Source organism: Bacillus sp. jun7 (genome assembly GCF_051034795.1).
Classification (GTDB): domain Bacteria; phylum Bacillota; class Bacilli; order Bacillales; family Bacillaceae; genus Bacillus; species Bacillus velezensis.
The window spans coordinates 3,571,652-3,584,179 of record NZ_CP093219.1; the positions used below are offsets into that span (position 1 = coordinate 3,571,652).

Below are 12,528 nucleotides of genomic sequence, written 5' to 3' on the forward strand. Positions count from 1 at the left end.
AGTTTTATTATTTATATTCGTACGTATATTTATTTAAAAATGCAAGCGCTTTATTTTGATGGGAAGGGGAAATGAATGTGCTTCAGAACAAAGAATATGAATTTTGGTTTGTAACGGGAAGCCAGCACTTATACGGAGAGGAAACGCTGCAGCTTGTCGATAAACACGCAAAGGGAATATGTGATGGTCTCAGCGGGGTGTCATCAAGATACAAGATCAGGCATAAACCGGTTGTCACGTCATCTGAAACGATCAGAGAGGTTTTGCGGGAAGCGCAGTATCAAGAAAACTGTGCCGGGGTCGTGACATGGATGCATACATTTTCCCCTGCGAAAATGTGGATTGAAGGTCTTTCCGCTTTTCAAAAGCCGATGCTTCATCTGCATACCCAATATCACCGCGACATCCCGTGGGAAACGATTGATATGGACTTTATGAACAGCAACCAATCCGCTCACGGAGACCGGGAGTACGGATATATCCAGTCAAGAATGGGGCAGACGAGAAAAGTCATCGCAGGCTATTGGGATGATGAGGAAGTCAAACATGACATTTCGCAATGGATGAACACGGCTGCCGCTTGGAATGAAAGCAGGAATATTAAAGTAGCCCGGTTCGGCGACAATATGCGGAATGTGGCGGTTACTGACGGAGACAAAGTCGGCGCCCACATTCAATTCGGCTGGCAGGTTGACGGGTACGGAATCGGCGATCTTACCGAGGTGATAAACAATGTCACCGACGCAGAAATTGAGGCGCTTTATGAGGAATACGACAAATTGTATGTCATCAGCGACGAAACGAAACGGGATGAAGCAAAAGTTGCTTCTATTAAAGAACAGGCGAAAATTGAACTCGGATTAACGGCCTTTCTCGAACGGGGCGGATATACAGCGTTTTCGACCTCCTTTGAAGTTTTGCACGGAATGAAGCAGCTTCCGGGTCTTGCCGTTCAGCGTCTCATGGAAAAAGGGTACGGATTTGCTGGAGAAGGCGATTGGAAAACGGCTGCCCTTGTGCGAATGATGAAAATAATGGCGGACGGAGAACAAACCTCCTTCATGGAAGATTATACGTACCATTTTGAACCGGGGCGTGCGATGATTCTCGGATCACATATGCTTGAAGTATGTCCGACGATCGCCCTTGATCAGCCGAAAATCGAAGTCCATCCTCTCTCAATCGGAGGGAAGGAAGATCCGGCCCGGCTGGTCTTTAACGGAATCGGCGGTTCAGCCATCATCGCCAGCATCATTGATATCGGCGGGCGATTCCGTCTCATTCTGAATGAAGCGGAAGGCAGGGAAATTGATCATGATATGCCGAATCTCCCTGTGGCGCGGGTGCTGTGGAAGCCGGAGCCATCGCTGAAAACAGCTGCAGAAGCATGGATTTTGGCGGGAGGCGCCCACCATACCTGTATGTCCTTCCGGCTTACGGCTGAACAGATGCTTGACTGGGCTGAGATGGCAGGCATTGAAAGCATCTTTATTTCCCGCAATACTGAAATACATGAGCTGAAAAAAGAGCTGAAATGGAATGACGTATTATACCGGCTGGGAGGGAATTGATATGGCGTATACGATTGGTGTTGATTTCGGCACATTGTCCGGCCGGGCGGTGCTTGTCAATGTCCGCACGGGCGAAGAAATCGCGTCTGCGGTAAAAGAATACACTCATGCCGTCATCGACCGCACGCTGCCGAAGACGGGTGAAAAACTCTCTCGGGACTGGGCGCTTCAGCATCCTGCCGATTATATCGAAGTTCTGGAAACGGCGATCCCGAACCTGCTTGAGCAGGCGGGCGCTGATCCAAAAGACGTGATCGGCATAGGAATTGATTTTACCGCCTGCACGATTTTGCCGATAGACGGCGCGGGGCAGCCGCTTTGTATGCTGCCGGAATTTGAACGGGAGCCCCACAGTTATGTGAAGCTGTGGAAGCATCATGCGGCTCAAAAACATGCAGACCGTTTGAACACGATTGCCGAAGACACAAAGGAACCATTCCTTAAAAGATACGGCGGTAAAATTTCTTCTGAATGGATGATCCCGAAAATCATGCAAATCGCGGAAGAAGCGCCGCATATATACAAGGCGGCAGATCGGATTGTGGAAGCGGCAGACTGGATCGTCTATCAATTGTGCGGTTCATTGAAGCGAAGCAACTGCACGGCCGGCTATAAAGCAATCTGGAATGAGGAGACGGGATATCCGCCGGATCATTTTTTCGAAAAGCTCAACCCGTTAATGAAAACGATTACACAGGATAAATTAAGCGGCACGATTTATTCAGTCGGGGAAAAAGCAGGAGGTTTGACCGAAAAAATGGCGGAGCTGACCGGGCTTCTGCCGGGGACTGCCGTTGCCGTCGCCAATGTCGACGCTCACGTGTCAGTGCCCGCGGTCGGTATTACAGAGCCGGGGAAAATGCTGATGATCATGGGAACGTCTACCTGCCATGTGCTGCTCGGCGAGGAAGAACATATCGTCCCCGGTATGTGCGGAGTCGTCAATAACGGCATTTTGCCCGGATATGCGGGATATGAAGCGGGGCAGTCCTGTGTCGGCGACCACTTTGAATGGTTCGTCAAAACGTGCGTTCCGAGAGACTATGAGAAGGAAGCTGAGGATAAACACATAGACATTCACGAGCTGCTCAGCAAAAAAGCAGCTGAACTTGTTCCCGGGGAAAGCGGCCTTCTCGCGCTTGACTGGTGGAACGGAAACCGCTCAACCTTGGTGGACGCCGATTTGACGGGCATGATGCTCGGCATGACGCTGCACACGAAGCCGGAAGAAATCTACAGGGCATTGATTGAAGCGACGGCGTTCGGAACGAGGATGATTATCGAAACATTCCGGGAAAACGGTGTTCCGATCGAAGAGCTTTACGCAGCCGGAGGAATCGCCGAAAAAAATCCGTTTGTCATGCAGATTTACGCAGACGTCACAAATATGGACATTCAATTATCCGGATCTCCGCAGGCGCCTGCACTGGGCTCCGCGATTTTCGGAGCGCTCGCCGCGGGACGGGAAAACGGGGGATTCTCCAATATTGCTGAAGCATGCGCGCATATGGGGAAATTAAAAGACGGCTTTTATGCCCCGAACCGGGAAAGAGCTGAGATTTATGACAGCTTATATGCGGAATATAAAGAGCTCGTACACTACTTCGGCAAAGAAAACAATGTCATGAAACGCCTGAAAGCCATTAAAAACCGCGATTTTGCGAAAGGGGGGAGCCTCCATGCTTGAAGCGTTAAAAGAAGAAGTGCTCGCGGCCAATCTGAAGCTCGAGGAACATAACCTTGTCACGTTTACATGGGGGAATGTCAGCGGCATTGACAGAGAGAGCGGGAGAATCGTCATTAAACCGAGCGGTGTCGATTACAGTGAGCTGACCGCTGACAAACTGGTCGTTCTGAATGAGGACGGAGACATTCTGGAAGGCTCGCTGAAACCGTCTTCTGACACGCCGACCCATCTTTATCTGTATAAAGCGTTTCCGGCTATCGGCGGAATCGTTCATACTCACTCCCGCTGGGCGACGAGCTGGGCGCAGTCCGGAAGAGACATACCCGCTCTCGGAACGACTCACGCGGATTACTTTGAAAGCGCTATACCCTGCACGAGGGAAATGTATGAAGAAGAAATTGTGAAAGATTACGAGTATCATACAGGCAAAGTTATAGCCGAAACCTTTCAAAACGAACCGTATGAACAAAATCCGGGTGTCCTCGTCCACAGCCACGGCCCGTTCTGCTGGGGAACGGACGCGCTGAATGCCCTGCATAACGCCGTTGTGCTCGAAACGGTAGCGGAAATGGCCTACCATTCGCTTATGCTGAACAAACAGCTTAGTCCGATCGACAGAGTGCTGCATGATAAGCATTTTTACAGAAAACACGGGGCGAATGCTTATTATGGCCAAACTTGACGCAGCCGGGTTTCTGATTGATTTAGACGGAACCGTATTCAGGGGGCGGGAGCTGATTGACGGCGCAAAAGAAGCCGTTCATACCCTTCAGTCACTGGGCAAAGCCGTTGTCTTTTTAAGCAACCGCGGCAATCTATCAAGAGCAATGTGCCGAAAGAAACTGCTGGGTGCAGGTATCCGCACGGATGAACGGAGCATCGTGCTGTCCTCCAGTGTGACGGCATCATTTTTAAAGAAGCATTATCCTTTGTCAAAGGTCTGGGTGTTAGGAGAGAAAGGGCTGACTGATGAACTCGCTTTAGCGGGTGTCGTCCTGGCGCAAAACCCGCAGGCGGCAGACTGGCTTGTCATCTCCCTGCATGAAACCGTCACCTATGAGGATCTGAATCTCGCTTTTAAGGCGGCTTCCTCCGGCGCGCGCATCATCGCCACGAACCGGGACCGCTCCTTTCCGAATGAAGGCGGCCATGCCATGGATGTCGCGGGAATGATCGGGGCCATTGAAGCATCCGCCGGAGCAAAAACGGAGCTTGTCATCGGCAAACCGTCTTGGCTGATGGCTGAGGCGGCATGTGAAGCGCTCGGACTTCCCCCTGAGGAATGCGCCATTATCGGAGACAGCCTCGAATCTGATATCGCAATGGGCAGGCTGTACGGAATGAAAAGCGTATTGGTTCTGACGGGGTCGGCCAAACTTGGGGAGCCCCGTCTATATGAACCTGACATCGTCCTTGATTCTATTAAAGACCTGACAGAATTAGCGAAGGAGGGAATCCTTTTATGAAACGTTCTCCTGAGGACATTCAATCCGAGTTTGACAAGGAAGGGGCCAGCCGCTCACCGATTCAAATAGAAGATATCGTGATCGGGGCGAATGCAAAAGAAGAGCTTCTCAGATTTCTGCAAAAAAAATGCTGGAATCATCCGGTCCTCGTCTGTGACCGGAACACGTACGAGGCGGCGGGACGTCTGCTTGCGGACGAATTAAGGGCAGGCGGAATCAAAGCATCAAAAGTCATCATTCCGGAGCATGAAGCCGGGGCCGCCGCGGCTGATGAGAGGACATTGGTCTATACGCTGATCAATCTCGCGGAAGAGACGGATGTCATCATTGCGGCTGGTTCAGGAACGATTCACGACATTACGCGGTTTGCCGCTTATCAGCGCGGTTTGCCGTTTATCTCATTCCCCACCGCTCCGTCAGTCGATGGTTTTACATCGGCGGGAGCGCCGCTCATATTAAACGGAATCAAAACGACGATCCAAACGAAAGCACCGATCGCCTTATTTGCCGATACGAATGTATTAAAAGAAGCGCCCCGTTCAATGACAGCCGCGGGCTTCGGAGACATGCTCGGAAAAATAACATCGCTGGCAGATTGGGAGATTTCCCGCAGTCTTGCGGGTGAGCCGTACTCAGAAGCAGGGGCGAAGCTTGTGAAAGACGCGCTTTGGCAGTGCATTGATCACCGCGCTGACATTGCCATGGGGACTGAGGAAGGCGTTCAGATACTGATGGAAGCGCTGATCGTTTCGGGTCTTGTCATGCTTGCTCTCGACCACTCCCGCCCCGCCTCAGGAGGAGAACATCACATCTCGCATTGGATTGAGATGGAAATGCTGAAGGCAAAACAGCCTCCGATTCTCCACGGTGCGAAGGTCGGCTGTGCGTGCGCGTTGCTGAGTGATATTTACAAAGAACTGGCTTGTCACGAAAAGCTTGCTGAACTGCCGCCGCACTTTCGCGAGGCGATTCAGTCTGCATATGAAGGGCTTCCCGACGGCAAAACAATTGCCGGGTGGCTCTCATCTGCGGGAGGTCCCGCCTGTTTCGATGAGATCGGTGTAAAAAAGGACCTTGTCAGCGATGCGCTTAAGCATGCGCACACACTGCGAGACCGTTATACCGGTTTAACCATCATAAATGAAAATGCAGCGCTCTTTGCACATCATTTGCATCAATAGCCGCACGGCCTAAAGTGGAAGGGGTAATGACATGAAAAAAACAACCGCTGTATGTTTGGTGCTGATGATGCTCTTCTTGTTTACCGCCGGCTGTTCACAAGAACGGACTGCCGGCCGGCCGGGAGAAACGGAGCTGACGTTTTGGACGTTTAACGGCCTGCACGAACAGTTTTATCAGGAAATGGTCAAAGAATGGAATCAGAAGTATCCGGATCGCAAAATCAAGCTGAATACCGTTGTTTATCCTTATGGACAAATGCATGATAATTTATCGGTTTCGCTGATCGCGGGTGAGGGGCTTCCCGATATAGCCGACGTGGAATTAAGCCGGTTCTCGAACTTTCTGAAGGGGAAGGATATCCCGCTTGCCGATCTGACGCCGCTGATTGAAAAAGACCGCGATAAGTTTGTGGAAGCGCGTCTGGCCTTATACAGCAAAAACGGAAAATTGTACGGCCTTGATACACATGTGGGGACGACCGTCATGTTTTACAACATGGATATCATGAAAAAAGCGGGCGTTGATCCCGCCTCCATTAAGACATGGGAAGATTACCGGCGGGCAGGAAAAAAAGTGCGTGAAGCCGCTGGGAAACCGATGGGAACGGTTGAAACAAACGACTCCGCCACATTCCTATCCATGATTTCGCAGCAAGGGTCAGGCTACTACAGCAAAAACGGAAAATTGATTCTGAACAGCAAGACGAATACAGATACACTGAATGATGTAAAGGACATGGTAAATGATAAAACCCTTCTGCCGGCTCCCGGCGGCGGCCATCACAGCGAAGAATATTACGGTTTTATGAATCAGGGCGGGGCAGCCTCAGTGCTGATGCCCATTTGGTACATGGGACGGTTTATCGATTATATGCCTGATTTAAAAGGGAAAATGGCGATTTACCCTATGCCGGCCTGGAAAGAAGGCGGTGACAGATCAGCGGGTTTAGGCGGAACAGCCACCGTCGTGCCGAAGCAGGCTGAACATCTGGAGCTCGCGAAAGAATTTCTCGGATTTGCGAAAGGTTCAAAGGAAGGGAACATAAAGCTGTGGACGGTGCTCGGCTTTGACCCGCTCCGCTGGGACGTGTGGGATTCAAAAGAATTGAAGGAGAAAAACAAGTACACGGATTTCTTCCGGAACGGTACGTCAATTTTTTCCTCGCTCCTTGAAATAAAAGATGAGATCAATCCGATTTATCTGCATGAAGACTTCTCTAAAGCGGCTGATCTCGTTGTCAGACAGGTGCTGTTCGATGCGCTGAAGACGCAGGAAAAAACACCTGAGGAAGCCTTGGACGAGGCGGCAGAGCAATTAGAAAAATAGGAGAAGCCGCCCTATTTAACAGTGAAAGCGGGGGAGCTTTTATGAGACCTGTAAAGACAGAGACAGCGCAAACCGTTTCTGCAGTCCGGAAGAAGCCGCGCCGGCGCAATGTGCTGTATTCAAAAAAAGCGGCGCCTTATCTTTTTACGGCGCCATTTATCATTTCGTTTCTCGTTTTCTTTTTGTATCCGATCATCAGCGTGTTTATCATGAGCTTTCAGCGGATACTGCCGGGAGAAATTACATTTGTCGGGTTTTCCAATTATACCGCTCTTCTTAATCCAACCTTTTATACGGCATTATTTAACACATTGGAATATACTTTCTGGACGCTGATCGTGCTGATTCCGGTGCCGCTTCTTTTAGCGGTGATTCTGAATTCGAAGCTCGTCAGGTTCAGAAATGTGTTTAAATCGGCTCTGTTTGTACCGGCTTTAACATCGACGATCGTAGCGGGGATTATTTTCCGGCTGATGTTCGGAGAAATGAATACGTCGCTTGCAAACGAGCTGATGATGAAGCTTGGCGCATCACCCCAAAACTGGCTCAACAACAAAGGTACCGGCATGTTTTTAATGGTGCTGCTTGCGTCATGGAGGTGGATGGGGATTAACATTCTTTACTTTCTGGCGGGTTTGCAAAATGTGCCGAAAGAATTGTATGAGGCGGCTGAAATTGACGGGGCGAGTACGTGGAAAAAGTTCCGGCATATCACCCTTCCATTTTTAAAGCCGGTGTCCGTTTATGTGTTAACGATCAGTATGATCGGCGGTTTCAGAATGTTTGAGGAAAGCTATGTGCTTTGGCAGAATAATTCCCCGGGCAATATCGGCCTCACGCTTGTCGGTTATTTATATCAGCAGGGGCTTGCATACAACGAAATGGGGTACGGGGCCGCAATCGGAATTGTCCTTTTGCTTGTCATCTTACTAGTCAGCCTTGTTTCACTGAAACTGTCCGGTTCGTTTAAAGGGGAGGGATAAGCGTTGCGTAACAATCACATGTTTTCCGTGTACAGAGTCGCGTTTACCTTGTTTTTTATCATGCTGAGCCTGTTGTATATCTTTCCGATGATCTGTCTATTGCTCGGTTCATTAAAGCCGTCATCTGAGCTGATGCGCATCGGGCTGAATCTGCGTCTTGATCCGGATGTGATGAGCCTTGATAACTACACCTATTTGTTCAACGGGGGGAGCATTTATTTTAAATGGTTTTTTAACAGCCTGCTGCTCGGCGTCCTCACCACGGTTCTCACGCTGTTTTTTTCCTCTTTGATCGGCTACGGACTCGGTGTCTACGAGTTTAAAGGCAGAAATATTATTTTTGTTCTTGTGCTGATCATTATGATGGTGCCTCTTGAAGTGATGATGCTTCCGTTGTTCAAATTGACGGTGGGTCTTCATTTGATCGATTCTTATACGGGGGTGATTCTGCCGTTTATTGTGTCGCCTGTCGCCGTGTTCTTTTTCCGGCAATATGCGCTCGGACTTCCGAAAGATCTGCTTGATTCAGCGAGAATGGACGGCTGCACCGAATTCGGCATTTTCTTCAGAATTATGGCGCCGCTCATGAAACCGGCATTCGGAGCAATGATCATTCTTCAATCTTTAAACAGCTGGAATAACTTTTTATGGCCGCTGATCGTGCTTCGGTCGAAAGAAATGTTTACGCTTCCAATCGGACTTTCAGGGCTGCTGAGTCCGTACGGCAACAACTATGACATGCTGATTTCCGGGTCCGTTTTTGCGATACTGCCGGTGATCATCATATTCTTGTTTTTCCAAAAATACTTCATTTCCGGCCTCACAGTAGGCGGAGTGAAGGGATAGAGAGAGGGAGGAAATGTAATGAAAAAAGCGGGGATTACAGCAGATAAAGAATATATCATCGGTGAAGTGGACAAACGGATGTACGGATCTTTTATAGAACATATGGGCCGGGCGGTGTATGAAGGCATTTATGAGCCCGGACACCCGAAAGCCGACAAGGACGGTTTCAGAACAGACGTGCAGGAGTTAATCAAGGAATTGCAAGTGCCGTTCATCCGCTATCCGGGAGGGAATTTTCTCTCAGGCTACAATTGGGAGGACGGCGTCGGGCCGGTGAAGAACCGCCCGCGGAGGCTTGATTTGGCATGGCAGACGACAGAAACGAACGAAGTGGGGACGAATGAATTTTTAACGTGGGCGAAAAAAGTGAACGCCGAAGTGAATATGGCGGTCAATCTCGGGACGAGAGGAATCGATGCCGCCCGGAACCTCGTCGAATACTGCAACCATCCTGAAGGATCATACTGGAGCGACTTACGAAAATCGCACGGATATGAAAAACCTTACGGCATCAAAACATGGTGCTTAGGAAATGAGATGGACGGCCCTTGGCAGATCGGTCATAAAACGGCGCATGAATACGGACGGCTTGCCGCTGAAACAGCAAAGGTGATGAAATGGACGGACCCGACGATCGAATTGGTGGCTTGCGGAAGCTCAAACAGCGGCATGCCGTCCTTCATCGAGTGGGAGGCCGAGGTGCTTGAGCATACGTACGAGCATGTGGATTACATTTCACTGCATACGTATTACGGCAACCATGAAAATGATCTTGAGAACTATTTGGCGAAGTCTATGGATTTAGACCATTTTATTAAATCCGTCAAAGCCGTATGTGATTATATGAAAGCGAAAAAACGCAGCAAAAAAACGATTCACCTTTCTTTAGATGAATGGAATGTGTGGTATCACTCAAATGAAGCGGATAAAAAAGTGGAGCCATGGATTACGGCCCGGCCGATTCTCGAAGACATCTACAATTTTGAAGATGCGCTGTTGATCGGTTCACTGCTGATTACGATGCTGCAGCATGCGGACAGACTGAAGATCGCCTGTCTCGCCCAGCTTGTCAACGTGATTGCGCCTATCATGACTGAAAAGGGCGGAGAAGCATGGAGGCAGCCGATCTTTTACCCTTACATGCACGCCTCTGTCTACGGGAGAGGGACTTCAATGAAGCTGCTGGTCACCTCCCCGAAATACGACTCAGCGGATTTTACGGATGTGCCGTATGTTGATGCCGCGGCTGTTTACCATGAAGAGGATGAAGCACTGACCATTTTTGCCGTCAACAAAAGCAAGGAACTGATGGAAACGGAGATCAAACTGAGAGGGTTTGAAGATTACCGCATCCTTGAGCATATCGTGCTGGAGCATCAGGATATGAAAGCAACCAATCAAAAAAAACAGAAAAGAAGTCATTCCTCACTCCAACGGAACGTCTTCGGCAAACGCTGAAGGGATAACGGCACATTTTACTCCGCTGTCCTGGAATGTCATCCGTTTATCAGGAAAATAATGTTCCGAAAAGCCGGGCTGCCGCTGCCGGCTTTTTTTTTACGCAAAAATCATCTCCTGTTATCTGATAATTGTGATAATATTTAGAAAAAGAGAAAAGGGGCTGGGATTAAATGAATGCGATTACAATCGTCATAGCGTCTATATGTATTTTGGCGATCGCCTATCGGCTTTACGGTACCTTTATGATGGTCAAAGTATTAAAAATCAATGATCAGACACCGACTCCGGCCCATGTGCTTGAGGATGGGAAAGATTATGTGCCCACGAATAAGTGGGTGTCATTCGGCCACCACTTCGCGGCAATCGCCGCTGCCGGCCCGCTTGTCGGACCGATTCTGGCAGCTCAGTTCGGCTATCTGCCCGGGCTTTTATGGCTGTTAATCGGAGCGGTGATCGGGGGAGCCGTGCACGATATTGTCGTATTGTTTGCATCAATGCGGAAAAACGGGAAAACGCTTTCTGAAGTCGCCAAAGAAGAGCTCGGCCCGGTGGCGGGCTTTTGCACCGGTCTTTCGATGCTGTTTATCATTACGATCACGATGGCGGGGCTGTCCATGGTTGTGCTGCACGCGCTTGAGAAAAACCCGTGGGGAACGTTTGCGGTGGGGATTACGATTCCGATCGCGATGGGGGTCGGCCTCTACTATAAAAAAACGGGCAATCTCAAACTCGCATCAACTGTCGGGTTTCTTTTGTTAATGGCCGGTGTTGTAATCGGGCCGCGGCTGCAGACAACGGCTCTCGGGGACATGCTGACACTGGATGCGAAAACGCTTGCAGTGGCGCTTCCCGTCTATGCGTTTTTCGCTGCGGCGCTTCCGGTTTGGCTTTTGCTGGCTCCGCGTGACTATTTAAGCAGTTTTATGAAAATCGGAGTTTTTGCCGCTTTGATCGCAGGCGTCTTTTTCGTCAATCCCGCCATTAAATTCCCGGCCGTAACGGAGTTTATTCACGGCGGAGGGCCGGTGATCGCGGGTCCTGTCTGGCCGTTTATTTCAATAACGATTGCCTGCGGCGCCATTTCGGGCTTTCATGCATTTGTCGGTTCCGGCACAACGCCGAAAATGCTGGATAAATGGAGTGATATAAAACCGGTTGCTTTCGGAGCGATGCTTGTGGAATGTCTCGTCGGAATTATGGCGCTCATTGCAGCTGCCGCTCTTGAGCCCGCCGACTATTTTGCCATTAACAGCACGCCTGAAATATTCCGCGCCCTCGGGATGAATGTCGTCCATCTGCCTGAATTGAGTAAAGAAATCGGGCTCAGTCTGGAAGGAAGAACGGGCGGAGCCGTTACGCTTGCCGTCGGAATGACGTATATCTTTACGGAGATTCCGTTTTTCAGTCATTTGGCTTCATACTTTTTTCAATTCGTCATTATGTTTGAAGCGGTGTTTATTTTAACGGCGATTGATGCGGGAACCCGTGTCGCCCGGTACTTGATTCAAGAGTTTTTCGGAGAGGTCTATAAGCCGCTGAAAAAAACAGACTGGCTGCCGGGCTCGATTTTCTCAAGCGCGCTCGCCTGCCTGCTGTGGGGCTATCTTCTGTATTCGGGCGACATCAGTTCCATTTGGGCGCTGTTCGGCGTATCCAATCAGCTTATGGCATCTGTCGGCTTAATCATCGGTGCGACCGTCGTATTAAAAATAGCGGATAAGCGGCGCTATATGCTGACATGCCTGATTCCTCTCGCTTATTTGTACGTGACCGTCAACTATGCGGGTTATTGGATGGTGCGGTATGTGTATTTGAACCCCGAAGCGGCGGGATACAACGTGCTGAATGGCGTTTTATCCATTATCATGCTCATTCTCGGCCTTGTAATTATCATTGCGGCTGTGAAAAAATGGGCGAATGTATGGCGTGATCCGAGTGCCAGACTGGAAGCATCAATACCCGGATAAATCCGCGGCCGATCCGAACATTGCAGCATCATAAAAGCA

9 protein-coding genes and 1 pseudogene are annotated in these 12,528 nt (G+C 49.7%); all 10 read left to right on the plus strand.

The window, feature by feature from the left end:
* Nucleotides 1–77: 77 nt before the first annotated feature.
* Entirely contained in the window at nt 78–1,571 is a 1,494-nt protein-coding gene (gene araA, locus MJQ52_RS17760) for an L-arabinose isomerase (RefSeq protein ID WP_191073201.1), read from the plus strand.
* Between the two features lies 1 nt (nt 1,572).
* Nucleotides 1,573–3,258, plus strand: coding sequence for a ribulokinase (gene araB, locus MJQ52_RS17765; protein ID WP_191073200.1), 1,686 nt, complete (start codon nt 1,573–1,575; stop codon nt 3,256–3,258).
* Nucleotides 3,251–3,940 (plus strand): L-ribulose-5-phosphate 4-epimerase, encoded by a 690-nt coding sequence (gene araD, locus MJQ52_RS17770; RefSeq protein WP_003152509.1) that lies wholly within the window; start codon nt 3,251–3,253, stop codon nt 3,938–3,940. The genes araB and araD overlap by 8 nt, the downstream gene beginning before the upstream one ends.
* A complete protein-coding gene (locus tag MJQ52_RS17775) occupies nt 3,918–4,724 on the plus strand; it encodes an HAD-IIA family hydrolase (RefSeq protein ID WP_370649020.1) in 807 nt (268 codons plus the stop codon). Before araD ends, MJQ52_RS17775 begins: the two co-directional genes overlap by 23 nt.
* Nucleotides 4,721–5,905, plus strand: coding sequence for a sn-glycerol-1-phosphate dehydrogenase (locus tag MJQ52_RS17780; protein ID WP_146277301.1), 1,185 nt, complete (start codon nt 4,721–4,723; stop codon nt 5,903–5,905). The genes MJQ52_RS17775 and MJQ52_RS17780 overlap by 4 nt, the downstream gene beginning before the upstream one ends.
* A 31-nt stretch (nt 5,906–5,936) precedes the next feature.
* Nucleotides 5,937–7,232, plus strand: coding sequence for an ABC transporter substrate-binding protein (locus MJQ52_RS17785; protein ID WP_003152512.1), 1,296 nt, complete (start codon nt 5,937–5,939; stop codon nt 7,230–7,232).
* 41 nt (nt 7,233–7,273) lie between these two features.
* Nucleotides 7,274–8,215: a carbohydrate ABC transporter permease gene (locus MJQ52_RS17790; RefSeq protein WP_003152513.1), complete on the plus strand. Its 942-nt coding sequence runs from the start codon at nt 7,274–7,276 to the stop codon at nt 8,213–8,215.
* A gap of 18 nt (nt 8,216–8,233) precedes the next feature.
* Nucleotides 8,234–9,061, plus strand: coding sequence for a carbohydrate ABC transporter permease (locus MJQ52_RS17795; RefSeq protein WP_007612991.1), 828 nt, complete (start codon nt 8,234–8,236; stop codon nt 9,059–9,061).
* Between the two features lie 18 nt (nt 9,062–9,079).
* Nucleotides 9,080–10,580, plus strand: a pseudogene (locus MJQ52_RS17800) (alpha-N-arabinofuranosidase).
* Between the two features lie 112 nt (nt 10,581–10,692).
* On the plus strand, nt 10,693–12,489 hold the full coding sequence (cstA, locus tag MJQ52_RS17805; RefSeq protein WP_057080675.1) for a carbon starvation protein CstA: 1,797 nt from the start codon (nt 10,693–10,695) through the stop codon (nt 12,487–12,489).
* Nucleotides 12,490–12,528: the final 39 nt, after the last annotated feature.

Bases quoted from the DNA above. Each gene is read 5' to 3' on its own strand.
- araB (WP_191073200.1), top strand. From the start codon at position 1,573: ATGGCGTATACGATTGGTGTTGATTTCGGCACATTGTCCGGCCGGGCG.
- araD (WP_003152509.1), top strand. From the start codon at position 3,251: ATGCTTGAAGCGTTAAAAGAAGAAGTGCTCGCGGCCAATCTGAAGCTC.
- MJQ52_RS17775 (WP_370649020.1), top strand. From the start codon at position 3,918: ATGCTTATTATGGCCAAACTTGACGCAGCCGGGTTTCTGATTGATTTA.
- MJQ52_RS17780 (WP_146277301.1), top strand. From the start codon at position 4,721: ATGAAACGTTCTCCTGAGGACATTCAATCCGAGTTTGACAAGGAAGGG.
- MJQ52_RS17785 (WP_003152512.1), top strand. From the start codon at position 5,937: ATGAAAAAAACAACCGCTGTATGTTTGGTGCTGATGATGCTCTTCTTG.
- MJQ52_RS17790 (WP_003152513.1), top strand. From the start codon at position 7,274: ATGAGACCTGTAAAGACAGAGACAGCGCAAACCGTTTCTGCAGTCCGG.
- MJQ52_RS17795 (WP_007612991.1), top strand. From the start codon at position 8,234: ATGTTTTCCGTGTACAGAGTCGCGTTTACCTTGTTTTTTATCATGCTG.
- cstA (WP_057080675.1), top strand. From the start codon at position 10,693: ATGAATGCGATTACAATCGTCATAGCGTCTATATGTATTTTGGCGATC.